17 protein-coding genes and 1 other RNA gene are annotated in these 15820 nt (G+C 55.4%); 6 read left to right on the top strand and 12 right to left on the bottom strand.

Annotation, left to right across the window (positions count from 1 at the left end; all coding sequences use genetic code 11):
- Nucleotides 1–139: 139 nt before the first annotated feature.
- Nucleotides 140–493, bottom strand: an RNA gene (gene rnpB, locus B347_RS25525) — RNase P RNA component class A.
- A 129-nt stretch (nucleotides 494–622) separates the two neighbouring features.
- Nucleotides 623–1477: a 16S rRNA (cytidine(1402)-2'-O)-methyltransferase gene (gene rsmI / locus B347_RS0104900; RefSeq protein ID WP_081498260.1), complete on the bottom strand. Its 855-nt coding sequence runs from the start codon at nucleotides 1475–1477 to the stop codon at nucleotides 623–625.
- A gap of 234 nt (nucleotides 1478–1711) precedes the next feature.
- On the opposite strand from rsmI, the gene B347_RS0104895 reads away from it, so the two are divergent.
- The 4 genes from B347_RS0104895 to B347_RS0104880 all read left to right on the top strand — a co-directional run bounded on the left by B347_RS0104895 (nucleotide 1712) and on the right by B347_RS0104880 (nucleotide 5148).
- Nucleotides 1712–3478, top strand: a complete 1767-nt coding sequence (locus B347_RS0104895) for a penicillin-binding protein activator (RefSeq protein WP_019408591.1) — start codon at nucleotides 1712–1714, stop codon at nucleotides 3476–3478.
- Complete coding sequence (locus B347_RS0104890) at nucleotides 3478–3837, top strand: YraN family protein (RefSeq protein ID WP_019408590.1); 360 nt, start codon at nucleotides 3478–3480, stop codon at nucleotides 3835–3837. Before B347_RS0104895 ends, B347_RS0104890 begins: the two co-directional genes overlap by 1 nt.
- Nucleotides 3838–3976: 139 nt before the next feature.
- Entirely contained in the window at nucleotides 3977–4570 is a 594-nt protein-coding gene (locus tag B347_RS0104885) for a phosphoheptose isomerase (RefSeq protein WP_019408589.1), read from the top strand.
- Nucleotides 4567–5148, top strand: a complete 582-nt coding sequence (locus tag B347_RS0104880) for a BON domain-containing protein (RefSeq protein WP_019408588.1) — start codon at nucleotides 4567–4569, stop codon at nucleotides 5146–5148. Before B347_RS0104885 ends, B347_RS0104880 begins: the two co-directional genes overlap by 4 nt.
- A gap of 50 nt (nucleotides 5149–5198) precedes the next feature.
- On the opposite strand, the gene B347_RS0104875 is transcribed toward B347_RS0104880, so the two are convergent.
- The 7 genes from B347_RS0104875 to rplM form a co-directional block, all read right to left on the bottom strand.
- Complete coding sequence (locus B347_RS0104875) at nucleotides 5199–5612, bottom strand: ClpXP protease specificity-enhancing factor (RefSeq protein ID WP_019408587.1); 414 nt, start codon at nucleotides 5610–5612, stop codon at nucleotides 5199–5201.
- Between the two features lie 17 nt (nucleotides 5613–5629).
- A complete protein-coding gene (locus tag B347_RS0104870) occupies nucleotides 5630–6247 on the bottom strand; it encodes a glutathione S-transferase N-terminal domain-containing protein (protein ID WP_019408586.1) in 618 nt (205 codons plus the stop codon).
- Between the two features lie 186 nt (nucleotides 6248–6433).
- Complete coding sequence (locus B347_RS0104865) at nucleotides 6434–7213, bottom strand: cytochrome c1 (RefSeq protein ID WP_019408585.1); 780 nt, start codon at nucleotides 7211–7213, stop codon at nucleotides 6434–6436.
- Nucleotides 7213–8424: a cytochrome b gene (locus tag B347_RS0104860; RefSeq protein WP_019408584.1), complete on the bottom strand. Its 1212-nt coding sequence runs from the start codon at nucleotides 8422–8424 to the stop codon at nucleotides 7213–7215. The genes B347_RS0104865 and B347_RS0104860 overlap by 1 nt, the downstream gene beginning before the upstream one ends.
- The gene (petA, locus tag B347_RS0104855) at nucleotides 8424–9017 is read right to left on the bottom strand and encodes a ubiquinol-cytochrome c reductase iron-sulfur subunit (protein ID WP_019408583.1); all 594 of its coding nucleotides are present in this window, start codon (nucleotides 9015–9017) and stop codon (nucleotides 8424–8426) included. Before petA ends, B347_RS0104860 begins: the two co-directional genes overlap by 1 nt.
- A 254-nt stretch (nucleotides 9018–9271) precedes the next feature.
- The gene (rpsI, locus tag B347_RS0104850) at nucleotides 9272–9664 is read right to left on the bottom strand and encodes a 30S ribosomal protein S9 (protein ID WP_002555064.1); all 393 of its coding nucleotides are present in this window, start codon (nucleotides 9662–9664) and stop codon (nucleotides 9272–9274) included.
- Nucleotides 9665–9678: 14 nt separating this feature from the next.
- Nucleotides 9679–10107 carry a 50S ribosomal protein L13 gene (gene rplM, locus B347_RS0104845; protein ID WP_019408582.1) on the bottom strand — a complete coding sequence of 143 codons (429 nt, stop codon included), beginning with the start codon at nucleotides 10105–10107 and terminating at the stop codon, nucleotides 9679–9681.
- A 246-nt stretch (nucleotides 10108–10353) separates the two neighbouring features.
- On the opposite strand from rplM, the gene B347_RS0104840 reads away from it, so the two are divergent.
- The gene (locus B347_RS0104840) at nucleotides 10354–11394 is read left to right on the top strand and encodes an NADP(H)-dependent aldo-keto reductase (RefSeq protein WP_019408581.1); all 1041 of its coding nucleotides are present in this window, start codon (nucleotides 10354–10356) and stop codon (nucleotides 11392–11394) included.
- A gap of 230 nt (nucleotides 11395–11624) precedes the next feature.
- Nucleotides 11625–12521 (top strand): GlxA family transcriptional regulator, encoded by an 897-nt coding sequence (locus B347_RS0104835; protein WP_192812352.1) that lies wholly within the window; start codon nucleotides 11625–11627, stop codon nucleotides 12519–12521.
- Nucleotides 12522–12602: 81 nt separating this feature from the next.
- Here B347_RS0104835 and zapE read toward each other — a convergent pair whose 3' ends face one another.
- The 3 genes from zapE to B347_RS0104820 form a co-directional block, all read right to left on the bottom strand.
- Entirely contained in the window at nucleotides 12603–13697 is a 1095-nt protein-coding gene (gene zapE, locus B347_RS0104830; protein WP_026013989.1) for a cell division protein ZapE, read from the bottom strand.
- A gap of 91 nt (nucleotides 13698–13788) precedes the next feature.
- Nucleotides 13789–15144, bottom strand: coding sequence for a tryptophan--tRNA ligase (locus B347_RS0104825; RefSeq protein ID WP_019408578.1), 1356 nt, complete (start codon nucleotides 15142–15144; stop codon nucleotides 13789–13791).
- A gap of 24 nt (nucleotides 15145–15168) precedes the next feature.
- On the bottom strand, nucleotides 15169–15804 hold the full coding sequence (locus tag B347_RS0104820; RefSeq protein WP_019408577.1) for an alpha/beta hydrolase: 636 nt from the start codon (nucleotides 15802–15804) through the stop codon (nucleotides 15169–15171).
- Nucleotides 15805–15820 lie beyond the last annotated feature (16 nt).

The following is a 15820-nucleotide window of genomic DNA, read 5'->3' as shown; positions in this document are numbered from 1 at the left end:
ACTTCAAACTTAAAGTGATTTATTAAGAGTAAGAACTTTTTGGCATTAGGCTGGCAGTTATTCTGGCAAATACAGCGAGGGGGTTGTAGCGAGCATTTCGAGAATGCCTACCTGCTTGCGAAACAAGCAGGGGAAAAAGGTGGAGAGTCGATCTGTAAGCCGGGTTCTGTCTTGAACAGTCATTCGTCTACGATGGCCATCACTGGACACCTTTAGCAACCTACCCGGTCCCAGCGCGGGCCACGCCTTGGGACCCTATTTGGTCTTGCTCCAAGTGGGGTTTACCTAGCCACGAACTGTTGCCAGACGTGCGGTGCGCTCTTACCGCACCTTTTCACCCTTACCGGCGCCGAAGCGCTTAGGCGGTTATTTTCTGTGGCACTTTCCGTAGGCTCACGCCTCCCAGGCATTACCTGGCACTTCGCCCTATGGAGCCCGGACTTTCCTCCCCCCCCTAATTTTCATAGAGGGCAGCGACTGTCCAATCGACTCTCCGGCGCGAAGATTAACTGTACAAAGCGTATAGAACAAGCTTTAAAGCTGAGCACTACACCCAACATCCAACCTCAACACTCTAATTTATCAGCCCGACCGCACAGAGAGGGCCAAGTGCCACTACTGCTTACTCTGCTTTCTGCTTCCCAAGTGCAACTTGGTACAACACATTTTTGCGCTCACCGGTTATTTCAGCAGCCAATGCAGCAGCACGTTTGAGCGGCATCTCTTTAAGCAGCAAATCAAGAATGCGCATTGCCTCACTGCTCACAACTTCATCCGTGTCTGGCGCTGTCCAGCCTGCAACTAGCACGACACACTCTCCGCGCTGTTGATTGCTGTCCGACTCAACAAAAGCACGCAGTTCGGACAACGGTAAGCCCTTGAGTGTTTCGAAGGTCTTGGTCAGCTCCCGCGCCAACAACGCCGGGCGATCAGCACCAAACACGAGTTCTAGGTCTTGCAGGCATTCAAGAATGCGATGCGGCGCCTCATAGAAAATCAGGGTGCGCGGCTCTTCCTTTAATAGCTCGAGGCGCGACCGGCGACCAACGGCTTTAGCTGGCAAGAACCCTTCAAAAATAAAACGGTCAGAAGGCAAACCGGCCGCCGACAAAGCAGCGATCAAGGCGCAAGCTCCTGGGACAGGCACAACCTTGACCCCGGCTGCTCGCGCCTGACGCACCAAGTGGTAACCCGGATCAGAGATCAGCGGCGTACCCGCATCAGAGATCAAAGCGACATCTTCACCGGCCAGTAACCGCTGAATAAACCGACTGCCTTCATCGCGCTCGTTATGTTCGTGACAGGCTCCCAACGGGGTAGTGATGCCAAAATGCTGCATCAAACGCAAGGAGTGACGCGTGTCTTCGGCCGCGATCAGCGACACCTCGCGCAACACTTTAAGCGCACGCGCACTGATGTCGTCCAGGTTACCGATGGGCGTGGCCACCACATAAAGTGAGCCGACAACGGAATTCAAAGCACCTGGAGCAGTCAAAACGCGCACCTCTTAAGAGTTAAAGGCGCCATTGTAGCGCGTAGAACCCTGCTAAACGCACCCTCCAGACATGCTCAAAAACGTCAATCTGGAAAACACTGCCTCACAACGGCCAGAAGTCATCTAAATTTAAGCTTTATCACCAGTAACATCGCGCCCCGGCCAGCGCTTGGGTACACTTCCCTCCCTCATTTGATCGAGTATCAGGAACACTACATGATCGCTTGCCTGCGGCTGTTCACTGCCCTCTGCCTCGCTGCCTTGTTGGCGGCTTGCGCCAGCTCGCCCTCGTCCAGCCTTGGCGAACTTCCACGTACGCCCGATGCCAGCCTTGAACAGCTGCTGCAACAGGCCTCTGCGAGCAAGGACCCGGAAAAAGCGGCACTGCTGCGCTTGTCCGCAGTTGACCTTGCCATGCGCCAAAAAGACATCCAGCGCGCGACGCAAATCTTGGCGCAGGTTCCACTGGATTCACTCAAACCTGCACAACAGGTTTTTGCCAGCACCTTGGCCGCAGAACTGGCAATGAGCCGAAACCAACCTAAAGACGCACTGGCCGCCCTGAACCACCCAAGCGTATCGCGCCTCAATGAGATGCCAACCGACTTGCAAGTGCGTACACATGTGGTCCGCGCACGCGCCTTGGAAGCCGACGGCCAAGACCTAGCCGCCGCTCGCGAACGCGCTGCCATGAGCCAGAACTTGACCGGCGATGCCGCCCACAACAATAACGAAGCCATCTGGACACTGATTGCTGCACTGCCGACTGACCAACTGCGCACACCTGATACTGGTGTGCTAGGCGGCTGGATGTCCTTGGCCCTCGCAGTCAAAAGCGCCTCCAGCCTGCAAGATCAGCAAAACGCCATTGACCAATGGCGCGCGCAAAACCCAACACACCCGGCGGCTATCCAACTTCCAGCCCCGTTGCTCAAGCTCAAAGAACTGGCTAGCCAGCCGCTGACCAAAATCGCCCTGCTATTACCCCAGGACGGCCAACTGGCCTCTGTCAGCAAAGCACTGCGCGATGGCTTCATGGCTGCGCACTACCAAGCACAGCAAGCCGGCCAAAACCCGCCGAGTATTCAGTTTTATGACAGCTCGCGCTTGACCTCGCTAGACGATTTCTATCGCAAGGCTCAAGCCGATGGCGTGCAACTGGTGGTCGGCCCGCTGGAAAAATCACTGGTCAAGCAATTGAATACCCGCTCCCAATTGCCGATTCCCACCTTGGCACTTAACTACAGCGAAGGCGGACAAGGCCCTGCGCAATTGTTTCAATTTGGCCTAGCAGCCGAAGACGAAGCACGCGAAGTTGCACGCCGTGCACACGCTGACGGCCTGACCCATGCTGGCGCCATCGTGCCGCAAGGCGAATGGGGCGATCGCGTTCTCAAGGCGTTCCGTCAGGAATGGGAAGCCAATGGCGGCACCGTCGTGGGCATCGAGCACATAGACAAACCAGTTGCATTGGCGCAGCAAGTTGCCGACCTGGTGCAACTGCGCAATGGCGCAGGCCAGCCTTCGCGTCGCCAAGACATGCAGTTCATTTTCCTGGCTGCAACGCCTCAGCAAGCCCAGCAGGTTAAGCCGACGCTCAATTATCAATACGCTGGCGATGTACCGGTTTACGCAACATCCCACGTCTTTAGCGCCAGCGGCGACCAAAACCAGTACAACGACATGAACGGCATCCGTTTTTGCGAAACCCCTTGGTTGCTCGACGCCACAAACCCGCTGCGCCAACAAGTGGCCGCACAATGGCCACAAGCCGGTGGTAGCCTGGGCCGACTGTACGCAATGGGTGTTGATGCTTATAGCCTGACGTCTAGACTGGGCCAGCTAAAAGCCTTGCCAGACAACCGTATTGACGGCCTGTCCGGTAGTCTGAGCATGAGCCCGCAGCAACATATTCAACGTCAGTTGCCATGGGCCGAATTCGTCAATGGTCAGGTTCAGCGCCTGCCCGACACCCCAAACTGATGCCCGAACGCTCAAGCCAGCAAACAGGCAAAGATGCCGAGCGCACTGCGCTGCGGCATCTTGAGCAACAGGGTTTACGCTTGCTGGCGCAGAACTGGCTATGCAAGCGCGGCGAGCTAGATCTGGTCATGCTCGACGGCGATACAGTAGTATTCGTCGAAGTTCGTTACCGACAACATGCGCAATGGGGCGGTGCACTCGCCAGCGTTGACGTACGCAAGCGTCAAAAGCTGATACTGGCCGCTCAGTATTTCTTGCAACGCGAATCGCGCTGGGCCAATCACCCGTGTCGATTTGACGTAGTCGCCATGGATAGCGCAACACCTCTGAACTGGCTACGGAATGCCTTTGACAGCTAAAGCGCTGCCGGGCCGATTCCAGCACCCTTTTTATTCAACGATTTTGCTTTGCTTTGCGGGCTGCACATTTTTGTGCCGGGAAGTCATCCAGGAAAACTTGGTTCACGCCCGACCAGCCGCCCTACTTAAGGTCACATAGATGGACATGCAATCCCGAATTCGCCAGCTTTTTCAGGCCAGTATCGACACCAAGCAGCAGGCGATGGAAGTACTTGCCCCTCACATCGAGCAAGCCAGCCAAGTGATGGTTAACGCCCTGCTTAACGAAGGCAAAATGCTTTCGTGCGGTAACGGCGGTTCCGCGGGCGACGCCCAGCACTTCTCGTCCGAGCTGCTGAACCGTTTTGAGCGCGAGCGCCCAAGCTTGCCAGCCATTGCACTGACTACCGACAGCTCGACGATCACCTCGATCGCCAATGACTACAGTTTCAACGAGATTTTTTCCAAGCAGATCCGCGCCCTTGGCCAGCCTGGCGATGTGCTGTTGGCGATCTCTACCAGCGGCAACTCGGCCAACATCATTCAGGCCATTCAGGCGGCTCATGATCGCGAAATGATCGTGGTGGCCATGACCGGCCGAGATGGCGGCGGCATGGCCTCACTACTGCTACCTGAGGACGTAGAAATTCGCGTCCCATCCAATGTCACTGCACGTATCCAAGAAGTCCACCTGCTGGCGATCCACTGCTTGTGCGATCTGATCGACAGCCAACTGTTCGGGAGTGAAGAATGACTTTTAATCGCTTTAGCCTAGTGGCATTGACGCTGTGCCTCGGCCTGACCGCTGGTTGCAGCTCGGTACTGACCGCCACCCGCGACACACCGATTGAAGATGATCGCGGTACTCGGACTTTCGGCAGCAAGATCGACGACTCACTGATTGAAACCAAAGTTGCCGTAAACGTCGCCAAAGCCAACCCGGACCTGGATACCGGCTCGCACATTGTTGTCACCAGCTACAACGGCATCGTGCTGCTGGCCGGGCAAACCCCGCGCGCCGACCTCAAGGCCCAAGCCGAACAAGCGGCTGCCGCTGTGCAGCGGGTCAAAAAGGTCAACAACGAACTGCAAGTCATGGCGCCTTCATCGATTCTGGCGCGCAACAACGACGCCTGGCTGACCACAAAAATCAAGACTCAAATGCTGACTGACAACGGCATTCCGGGCTCACGCATCAAAGTCGTGACCGAAAACGGCATCGTTTATCTGCTTGGTCTGGTCACCAAACAAGAAGCCGCCCGCGCCACCAACTTGGTGCAAGGCGTGTCCGGGGTACAGAAGATCGTCAAACTCTTTGAGTACATCGACTGATTACGAGCATGACCGCATAAAAAAGGCGACCTTTTCAGGTCGCCTTTTTATTACTTCACCACTTTCAGACTTGGCCGACCCGTCGGTCGCGGCGGCTCAGTGTCTGGTGGCGGTCCATCATCATCCGGCTCAACCTCATCATCCACTTCAAATGCGTCTTCGAGGTCAAACATCATGCCTTGGCCATTCTCCCGGGCGTAAATACCCAGAATGGCCGCACTCGGCACGTACAACGTGTGTGGCACACCACCAAAACGCCCGTCAAAGCTGACGGCTTCGTTGTCCATGTGCAGATTGCGCACGGCGCTTGGCGATACATTGAGGACTATTTGTCCATCACTGGCAAAACCCTGAGGCACCTGGACCTTCGGGTAGTCAGATTTAACCAGCAAGTGCGGAGTGCAATCGTTTTCAACAATCCACTCATAGAGCGCACGCACCAGATAAGGTCGACTTGAATTCATCAAGGGCTCCTAAAGCCTTAGCGCATATCGCGTTCGACACCAGACAAGCTTGCCTGGAAAGCCTCACGCGCAAACTGACGCTCCATATAGTCAAGCAGCGGCTTGGCAGGCCGCGGCAATTCAATACCCAAAACAGGCAAGCGCCAGAGTATCGGCAATAGACAGCAGTCGACCAGACTTTGCTCGTCACTGAGGAAAAAAGGTTTGTCTGCAAATAATGCGGACACGCCCGTCAGGCTCTCTCGCAACTCTTTGCGCGCCTGCACACGTGCAGGCTCTTTGGTGCGTGAGTCGAGGATCAAGTCGACCAGCGCACACCAGTCACGCTGAATACGGTGAATCAGCAGACGGCTATTAGCCCGCGCCACCGGATAGACCGGCAGCAACGGTGGGTGTGGATAACGCTCATCCAGATACTCCATTACCACTGTCGACTCCCACAACGCCAGGTCGCGATCAACCAGGGTTGGCAGGCTGGCGTAGGGGTTCACTTCGATCAGTTTCGGCGGATGACGGCCCGCCTCCACGCTAATGATCTCGGCGCTGACACCTTTCTCGGCGAGCACAATGCGCACTCGGTGGGAATAGTGGTCGGCGGGGTCGGAGTAACAGGCCAACCGATTGGTCACGCCCATGGCGGTCCTCCTCGCTTGTAGAAATTATCAGAAGCAGAAAAACGAACGCGCCCAAGGAGTGCCTCCAATAACAGCAGAACCGGAGAGGGCTGGTCATCTTGACCTTGCCCTCCCCCTGTCCTGCACTGTTACCTTTTTAGAGACACCCTTGGGCGCGCACGATTAACAGCAATGCTTGTAACGGTATCAGTGAACATCTTTCCAGTATTCACGCTTGAGCAGATACGCGAATACGAAGAAGAAGGCCAGATAGAGCAATACGTAAGTACCGATGCGCTGATGCTCCAGCTTCACCGGGTTGGCCGAGTAGGCCAAGAAGGTCACAAGGTTCTTGATCTTCTCATCGAACTGCTCTTCTGTCAGCGTGCCGGTTTTAGGCACTACTGTCAGCTGGTCGCACGCTTCATGTGTCAAAGGTGTGCCGGTGAGCGGATCATACTGCTTCTTGCCGTCTTCGACGATCTGAACTTGCTTGCAACCGATAACTTGACGTCCTTGCAGCGGCGCAAGAACGTTCGGCATGCCCACATTCGGGAAGACTGTGTTGTTCACACCCCATGGTCGCGACGGATCTTCGTAGAACGAACGCAGGTAGCTGTAGAGCCAGTCTGTGCCACGCACACGCGCCACCAGAGTCAAGTCTGGCGGTGCAGCACCGAACCAGGCCTTGGCGTCTTCAGGCTGCATGCCGATGCTCATGTGGTCGCCGATCTTGGCACCAGTGAACACCAGATTATTGAGCATGACGTCATGGGGAATGCCCAGGTCGTCAGCCACGCGCTCGTAGCGCTGGAACTTGGCACTGTGACAGCCCATGCAATAGTTAGCGAACGTACGCGCGCCATCTTGCATTGCAGCTTTGTCAGAGACATCGATATCGACTTTGTCGAGATGCACACCCTGCTCGGACGCAAAGGACAGCACAGGCATCACCGCGAACATTAATACAGCAAATAGCTTTTTCATCAGCCAGTCACCCTTTCCGGAACCGGTTTGGTCTTCTCGAGCCTGGTGTAGAACGGCATCAGAATGAAGTAGGCGAAGTACAGGAACGTACATACCTGCGACAGCAACGTGCGCTCTGGGGTGGGTGCCAGAACACCCAACACACCCAGAATCACGAACGAGATACAGAACACCCACAACCAGATTTTGCTCATCCAGCCTTTGTAGCGCATGGATTTCACAGGGCTGCGGTCAAGCCATGGCAACACGAACAGCACAGCAATCGCAGCGCCCATGGCAATGACGCCCATTAGCTTGTCGGGAATTGCGCGCAAGATCGCGTAGAACGGCGTGAAGTACCAGACAGGGGCAATATGCTCAGGTGTCTTAAAGGCGTTTGCTTGCTCGAAGTTAGGTTTTTCGAGGAAGTAGCCACCCATTTCCGGGAAGAAGAACACAATTGAGCAGAAGATAAACAAGAACACTACGACACCGACAATGTCCTTCACGGTGTAGTACGGATGGAACGGAATGCCGTCCAGCGGGATGCCGTTTTCGTCTTTGTACTTCTTGATATCGACGCCGTCAGGGTTGTTGGAGCCGACTTCGTGCAGGGCCAAAATATGAAGCACCACCAGCCCCAGAATCACGATAGGCAGGGCCACAACGTGCAGGGCAAAGAAGCGGTTCAGGGTAATCCCGGAGATCAGGTAGTCACCACGGATCCACTGCGTCAGGTCATTACCTATCACTGGAATGGCACCAAACAGCGAGATAATCACCTGCGCACCCCAGTAAGACATTTGCCCCCACGGTAGCAAGTAGCCCATGAACGCTTCCGCCATCAAGGCCAGGTAAATCATCATGCCGAACAGCCATACCAACTCACGCGGCTTCTGATATGAGCCGTAGAGCAAGCCACGGAACATGTGCAGGTAAACCACGATAAAGAACGCCGACGCGCCTGTTGAGTGCAGCAAACGCAAAATCGAACCGTATTCGACGTCACGCATGATGTATTCGACAGAAGCAAACGCCTCTTCCGCCGACGGTGTGTAGCTCATGGTGAGCCACACACCCGTGACGATTTGGTTAACCAGAACCAACAAGGCGAGGGAACCGAAGAAGTAGAAGAAGTTGAAGTTCTTCGGTGCGTAATATTTGCTGAGGTGGTCTTCCCACATTTTAGTGGCCGGGAAGCGAGCATCAATCCAATCCATGAACTTGCTCATTACACGTTCTCCCCATCGAGACCAACGACAACAATGTTGTCCGACTCATAGTAATAAGGCGGTACGGGCAGGTTCAGCGGAGCTGGTTGGGCCTTGTAAACACGGCCAGCCAAATCATAGTGCGAACCATGACAAGGACAGAAATAACCACCAACCCAATCCTTGCCAAGGTCGGCAGGGGCAACTTCAGGGCGGAAAGTAGGCGAGCAGCCCAAGTGGGTGCAAATACCGATCAGCAGCAAAATTTCTGGCTTGATCGATCGCAGCTCTGGATTTACATAGGCAGGTTGATCAGATTGCTTGGAGTCCGGATCAGCGAGCTGACCTTCAATCTTCTTCAGATTTGCTAGGATCTCATCGGTGCGACGTACGATGAATACAGGCTGACCACGCCATTCAGCAATCATTTGCTGGCCTGGCTCGACCTTCGCAATATTCACCTTTACTGGTGCGCCAGCGGCCTTCGCCTTGGCACTAGGGAACCACGACCCCACGAACGGGACCGCCGCCCCCACCGCTCCTGCAGCACCCACCACGGATGTGGCTGCCACGAGGAAGCGACGCCGGCCGACATTAACGCCGTCATTGCTCATTCCGTCCTCTCCCATCAGCTTTGTGGCCTGTTAAATCAGGCCTCTACTAAGTTACAAACTAATCTTTATAAAAATTTTGCCGAATGTTAATGAAAAGACCCTACTAAGACAAGGTAATTACCGCTCTGAGTCGGCTACAGCCCTTGCAGCGTAGGCATTTGCTGGATGTGGCACGTTGTCACATAGGCCAAATTGTGCCCATAAAAAAAGCCCAACTCCGTAAGGAGCTGGGCTTTTTTGAACGAAGCTGCGAATTAACGCTTCGAGTACTGCGGACGCTTACGCGCTTTACGCAGACCGACTTTCTTACGTTCAACTTCACGAGCATCGCGAGTTACGAAGCCTGCTTTGCGCAGTGCGCCACGCAGGGTTTCGTCGTACTGCATCAGTGCGCGAGTGATACCGTGGCGGATTGCGCCAGCTTGACCACTTACACCACCGCCGATAACAGTGACGTAGATGTCGAATTTCTCGACAGTCTCAGTCAATTCCAGCGGCTGACGAACTACCATGCGTGCAGTTTCGCGACCGAAGAAGTTATCCAGGGAGCGGTTGTTGATGGAGATGTTACCAGTACCCGGACGCAGGAAAACGCGTGCGGTTGCAGTCTTACGACGGCCAGTGCCGTAGTTTTGAGTCGCCGACATAATGAACTATTCCGTTAAAACTTCAGTTCTTGGGGCTGCTGAGCAGTATGAGGGTGAGCAGCGCCCGCATAGACTTTCAGCTTACGGTACATGTCGCGACCCAGTGGGTTTTTAGGCAGCATGCCTTTAACCGCGGTCTCGATCACGCGCTCAGGAGCTTTGGCGATCAGCTTTTCGAAGTTGATCGACTTAATCCCGCCCGGGAAACCGGAGTGAGAGTAGTACATCTTGTCAGAGGTCTTAGCACCAGTGACACGAATCTGCTCAGCATTGATAACAACGATGTAGTCACCGGTGTCAACGTGCGGAGTGAATTCAGGCTTGTGCTTGCCACGCAGACGGCTCGCGATCTCGGTGGCCAGACGACCCAGGGTCTGACCAGCAGCGTCGACGACAAACCAGTCGCGCTTTACTGTTTCTGGTTTAGCAGTAAAAGTTTTCATTCTTTATAGCCTCAGGGGCCGCCCTGTAAATTAGACGGCAGATCTTACTGAATAGTGCGTACTTTGACAAGTCAAAGGCAGCCGGATACAGACGCTATCGGGGGCTCGGGTCAGCGCGTCCGTTCAACGGCAAGATTCTTCGGCAGGCGGCGCATCACTTCCACTGCAGAAAGAGGTCGACGATTATCCAGATTGCACAAAAAATTACAACCTGCTTTTATGATTCTTTACCCGAAGGAGTGACCGATGGACTATCGCCCGCTTGGCCGCAGCAACCTGAAAGTAAGTGCAATCGCCCTCGGCACCATGACGTGGGGTGAGCAAAACACCCAAGATGAAGCCTTCGCACAAATCGAATACGCTAAAAACGCCGGGATCAACTTCCTCGACACCGCCGAAATGTACCCGGTGCCGCCCAAGGCTGATACCTACGCCACCACCGAGCGTTACATCGGTAACTGGTTCAAAGCGCGCGGTGACCGTGCAGACTGGGTACTGGCCAGCAAAATTGCCGGCCCTGGCAACGGCATCGACTACATCCGTGACGGCCGGCTCAAGCACAACCGCACCCACATCGTGCAAGCGCTGGATGCCAGCCTCAAACGCCTGCAAACCGACTGGATCGACCTTTACCAACTGCACTGGCCTGAGCGCAGCACCAATTTCTTTGGTCAACTGGGTTACACGCACAACGCAGAGGAAGACTTTACCCCGCTGGAAGACACCCTCGAAGCACTGGACGAACAGGTCAAAGCCGGCAAAATCCGTCACATCGGCCTGTCCAACGAAACGCCTTGGGCAACCATGAAGTTCCTGCAACTAGCCGAGAGCCGTGGTTGGCCTCGCGCCGTCTCGATCCAAAACCCCTACAACCTGCTCAATCGCAGCTTTGAAGTCGGCCTTGCCGAAATCGCCATTCGCGAACACTGCGGGCTGCTCGCCTACTCGCCCCTGGCGTTCGGCATGCTGACCGGCAAGTACGCTGGCGGCGCCCGCCCGCCAAAAGGCCGTCTGAGCCTTTTCAGCCGCTTCTCGCGCTACTCAAACCCACAAGCTGTGGCTGCCAGCGAACGCTATGTAGCGCTGGCACGTGAGCACGGGCTAGACCCTGCACAAATGGCCTTGGCGTATGTCAACCAACAACCTTTCGTGACCAGCAACATCATCGGCGCGACCACCCTAGAGCAACTGCAAAGCAACATCGCAAGCTTCGACCTGAAGCTCTCGGATGACGTGCTCGCCGGCATTGAAGCCATTCACAAGGCCCAGCCAAACCCGGCGCCTTAACCCACAACCCAGGTAGGAGCAAATTGGCTCCTACCTATTGGGTACGCCTCCCGCCCCCTAGACACACAGGAAAAAACATAAGACGATCCAGCCGTAAGTTGACCAATTTCACCTATAAGAATAATCAAATCATGTCTAATCAACTCTCCACGCCCTTACGGCGCGTCAGCATTTTGGCCATTGATCGAGTGTTCGCCTCGACCCTGATGCAAGCCAAGGATTTTTTTCATCTGGCTAGCCTGCGCCACGGCAAGCAAATGGGCCAAGGGCTCAATGCAAGCTTCGAAACCCGAATCGTCAGCCCTGACGGCCAGCCCGTCAGCAGCTTCAGCAATGTCATGATTCCGGTCGATGGCGGCCTTGAAGACTCTGACATCATCATCCTCCCGACCTTCTGGGACGACTTTGACGCCCTCTGCCAGCGCTACCCGCAAATCATGCCGTGGCTGCGCGAGCAACATGCACGCGGCGCAGTACTGTGCGCAGAGGCCACCGGGGTGTTCTGGCTGGCCGAAGCCGGGCTACTTAACGGCAAAGAAGCCACTACGTACTGGCGATTTTTCAACACCTTCGCTGAACGCTTCCCGCAGGTACACCTCAATCAAGACAAACATCTCACCGACGCCGACAACCTGTACTGCGCGGGCGGTCCGACTTCGGCCTGCGACCTGTACATTTATTTGATTGAACGCTTCTGCGGCGCCAATATCGCCCAGGCCGTGGCCCGCGATATTTTGTATGAAGTACAGCGCAACTACTCACCGGGGCGCATTGGCTTCGGTGGGCAAAAGCTGCATCAAGACGTGATTATTTTGCAGATTCAGCATTGGCTCGAAGAGCACTTCGCCGACAAGTTTCGCTTCGAAGACGTGGCACGTGAACACGGTATGAGCATCCGTAACTTCATGCGTCGCTTCCAGATCGCCACGGGCGATAAACCCCTGCACTACTTGCAGCGGCTGCGCATAGAAACGGCCAAGGGCTTGCTGTCCGCGACCCGCAAGAGCATCAAGACCATCAGTTATGACGTGGGCTACGACGACGCCAGCTTCTTTGCACGGCTGTTTCGCCAGCACACAGAGCTGTCACCCAACCAATACCGACAACAGTTTCAACAAGCCGCCTGACTCCCGTTGATGGAGCGAGCTCACCTCGCGATCTTTTGAAAATCATAAGATCGCGAGCCAAACCCGGGGCCAGGCCACAAATTAAGGCTTGTGCGCCCGCGTCAGGTATTCGTGGGATTGCATCTCAAGCAAGCGGCTCAAGGTACGCTGGAACTCGAAGTTCAAGCGACCGCCTTTGTAGAGGTCTTTGAGCTCCACTTCAGCCGAAATGATTAGCTTGACGCCACGGTCATAGAACTCGTCGACCATGTTGATAAAGCGACGGGCGATGTCGTCAGTTTTAACGTCCATTTGCTCGACGCCGCTGAGGATCACGGCGTTGAATATTTTGCCGAGCTCAATGTAGTCGTTCTGGCTGCGCGGGCCGTCACACAGCTCACGAAAGTCAAACCAGGCCACGTCATCGCAGGTGCGAAGCGCGCGGATGGTTCGATTCTCAATGATCAGGTCATCGTTCTCAACCGCCCGCGAGGAATTGTGCGTCAGCGCTTTAAAGCTCTCGCGCAGGCTCGCTTCGGAAGCTTCATTGAGCGGGAAGTGGAACAGCTCGGCTTGTTCCAGATGGCGCAAGCGATAGTCCACGCCACTGTCGACGTTGACGATCTCGGTGTTCTGCTTGATCAGCGCAATCGCCGGCAAGAAGCGCGCACGTTGCAGACCGTCTTTGTATAGACCGTCTGGCACGATGTTCGAGGTTGCAACCAAGGTGACGCCGTTTTTGAACAGCTCTTCCATCAAGGTGCCGAGAATCATGGCGTCCGTAATGTCCGACACAAAAAATTCGTCGAAACAAATCACCCGCGCCTCATCAGAAAAACGCTTGGCAATGATGGTCAGCGGGTTTTTTTCGCCAGGCAGCGTGCGCATTTCTTCGTGTACACGCTTCATAAAGCGGTGGAAGTGCGTACGTACCTTCTGCTTGAACGGCAGCGCATCAAAGAACGTATCGACCAGATAAGTCTTACCCCGGCCAACACCGCCCCAGAAGTACAAGCCTTTGACGGGTGCCTGTTCTTTTTTGCCAAATAGCTTGCCCAGCAAACCAGGCTTGCTCTGCGAGGCTGCTACCAGATCGTCATACAGACGCTGCAAATGGCGCACAGCGTTTTCCTGAGCGGCATCGTGGAAGAAGTCCGGGCGTTTCAGATCAACTTGATATCGTTCTAGAGGCGTCATAATTCGTTAGCAAGGCAACAAAAACGGGCCGACACTGTAGCGACGGCCCTAGGGAATGGCAATCAAACCTGAGACGAAACGTCGCACTTTCTCAGTCTTGAGCGGGCACCAATGCCAGCCGCAGTGCTTCAATTGCCGCATCACGCGTCGCGTCATCGGCAAATGCCGGACTGTCTGCAACACACGCATCCTCCAACCAAACGCTGAAGCTCAAGCCATCAGCACGCACATCCAGCGCTTCGCCCGATTGCAGTTGCTTGGTCACCTGACCTGCGGTTTTGCCATCGGCGAAGCTGCGCGACAGCAGCAGTTGCTCACCATCGGAGGCCAACAGGCGGAAGCGGAAACTGCCGTCTTCGTCACGGAAGCTGACAAAGCGCGGACCTTTGGCGGCTTTCTTCTTGGTCGATGTTGCGGTCTGTGCAGCACTCACGAACGAACGCAGGCCAACAGCCTCACGCAGCTCTGCCAAGAACGGCGTCGCCGTTTTACGGGCTTTTTGGGCACCGGCTTGCAGGATGTCTTCCATATCTGAAGGACGCGACATCAAGTCGTGGTAACGCTCGCGGGACTCGCCCAGTTCTGCGTCCAGCAGCTTGAACAAACGCTCTTTAGCCTCGCCCCAGCCCAAGCCTTGCAACAGCTCACTGCGGAACTCAGCGGACTGCTCAGGCGTCGAGAACGCCTGATACAAGGTAAACAGGTGCGAGTTGTCCGGGTCTTTGGCTTCGCCAGGCGCGCGGGAGTCGGTCACGATCCGCGAAATCGCGCTTTTCATGTCTTTAGCGCTGCTGAACAACGGAATGGTGTTGTCGTAGCTTTTCGACATTTTGCGACCATCAAGGCCCGGCAAAGTGGCCACGCTTTCTTCGATCAAGGCCTCAGGCATGGCGAAGAAATCTTTGCCATTGCCGAACAGATGGTTAAAGCGTTGACCAATGTCACGGGCCATTTCAACGTGCTGAATTTGGTCACGACCGACCGGCACTTTGTGCGCGTTGAACATCAAAATGTCCGCCGCCATCAATACCGGGTAGCTGTACAGACCCATGGAGACGCCCGCATCCGGGTCTTCGCCGTTTTCCAGGTTCTTGTCGACAGAGGCTTTGTAGGCATGTGCACGGTTGAGCAAGCCCTTGGCCGCTACACAGGTCAGCAGCCACGCCAGTTCCGGGATCTCCGGGATGTCTGACTGGCGGTAGAACGTCACACGCTCAACATCCAGACCGGCCGCCAGCCACGTCGCTGCGATTTCCTGACGCGAACGCTGAATGCGCTGCGGGTCATCACATTTGATCAGGGCGTGATAGTCGGCCAAAAAGTAAAACGAATCGGCATTGCTGTCACGGCTGGCAACGATTGCCGGGCGAATGGCCCCGGCGTAGTTACCCAAGTGCGGCGTGCCGGTGGTGGTGATACCGGTGAGGATACGAGTACGAGTGGTCATGGCTAATCGCTTATCAGGCTGCAATCAATTTGAAAGGCGTGGCGCTACCAACTCTTTGAGTTCAGGCAGCTTGCCGTGAAAAAAGTGTCCGCATTCTGCCACTTTCAGCAGCTCATGGGGGCGCGAGAGATTTTTTGACCAGTCATAGACCCGTTGAGGATCAATTACTTCGTCAGTTTCGGGCTGGATCACTGTGATCGGGCATGTCTGCGGCAGCGCGTCTTCATCACGCAAACGCATCACTGCGGGTGCCACCATGAACAACCGCGACAGGCTTTCGCCCTGCGCCTCAAGTCGGCCGCCCAGGCTTGCCGCGACAAAACCACCGAATGAAAAACCGAGCAACGTCAGCGGTAATTCAGGATGTTGGGCGCGCAACCAATGGGCGGCTGCCAGCGCATCGTCGACTTCGCCGGTGCCCATGTCGTGACTCCCGGCACTGGCGCCGACGCCGCGGTAATTAAATCGCAACGTAATCAGACCAGCATCGCGAGCAGTGCGCTGCAGGGTCGAGACCACTTTATTCATCATCGTCCCACCCTGTACCGGGTTGGGATGGCACAACAGCGCAAGGCCACGCGGCTCAACAGAATCAAGGTATAAAGCTTCCAATTGGCCAACCGGGCCATCAATCACTACAGGGGTTTCGCGGGTAAGCAAGAAGGAACTCCGTGAC

The organism is Pseudomonas psychrophila HA-4 (genome assembly GCF_000282975.1).
GTDB lineage: Bacteria > Pseudomonadota > Gammaproteobacteria > Pseudomonadales > Pseudomonadaceae > Aquipseudomonas > Aquipseudomonas psychrophila_A.
The sequence above is the reverse complement of the archived record's forward strand: the minus strand, read 5'-3'. Positions and strand labels throughout refer to the sequence as shown.

What these genes read in the sequence shown, in the direction of transcription:
- B347_RS0104895 (WP_019408591.1), top strand. Translation starts at nt 1,712, where the DNA reads ATGATCGCTTGCCTGCGGCTGTTCACTGCCCTCTGCCTCGCTGCCTTG.
- B347_RS0104890 (WP_019408590.1), top strand. Translation starts at nt 3,478, where the DNA reads ATGCCCGAACGCTCAAGCCAGCAAACAGGCAAAGATGCCGAGCGCACT.
- B347_RS0104885 (WP_019408589.1), top strand. Translation starts at nt 3,977, where the DNA reads ATGGACATGCAATCCCGAATTCGCCAGCTTTTTCAGGCCAGTATCGAC.
- B347_RS0104880 (WP_019408588.1), top strand. Translation starts at nt 4,567, where the DNA reads ATGACTTTTAATCGCTTTAGCCTAGTGGCATTGACGCTGTGCCTCGGC.
- B347_RS0104875 (WP_019408587.1), bottom strand. Translation starts at nt 5,612, where the DNA reads ATGAATTCAAGTCGACCTTATCTGGTGCGTGCGCTCTATGAGTGGATT.
- B347_RS0104870 (WP_019408586.1), bottom strand. Translation starts at nt 6,247, where the DNA reads ATGGGCGTGACCAATCGGTTGGCCTGTTACTCCGACCCCGCCGACCAC.
- B347_RS0104865 (WP_019408585.1), bottom strand. Translation starts at nt 7,213, where the DNA reads ATGAAAAAGCTATTTGCTGTATTAATGTTCGCGGTGATGCCTGTGCTG.
- B347_RS0104860 (WP_019408584.1), bottom strand. Translation starts at nt 8,424, where the DNA reads ATGAGCAAGTTCATGGATTGGATTGATGCTCGCTTCCCGGCCACTAAA.
- petA (WP_019408583.1), bottom strand. Translation starts at nt 9,017, where the DNA reads ATGAGCAATGACGGCGTTAATGTCGGCCGGCGTCGCTTCCTCGTGGCA.
- rpsI (WP_002555064.1), bottom strand. Translation starts at nt 9,664, where the DNA reads ATGTCGGCGACTCAAAACTACGGCACTGGCCGTCGTAAGACTGCAACC.
- rplM (WP_019408582.1), bottom strand. Translation starts at nt 10,107, where the DNA reads ATGAAAACTTTTACTGCTAAACCAGAAACAGTAAAGCGCGACTGGTTT.
- B347_RS0104840 (WP_019408581.1), top strand. Translation starts at nt 10,354, where the DNA reads ATGGACTATCGCCCGCTTGGCCGCAGCAACCTGAAAGTAAGTGCAATC.
- zapE (WP_026013989.1), bottom strand. Translation starts at nt 13,697, where the DNA reads ATGACGCCTCTAGAACGATATCAAGTTGATCTGAAACGCCCGGACTTC.
- B347_RS0104825 (WP_019408578.1), bottom strand. Translation starts at nt 15,144, where the DNA reads ATGACCACTCGTACTCGTATCCTCACCGGTATCACCACCACCGGCACG.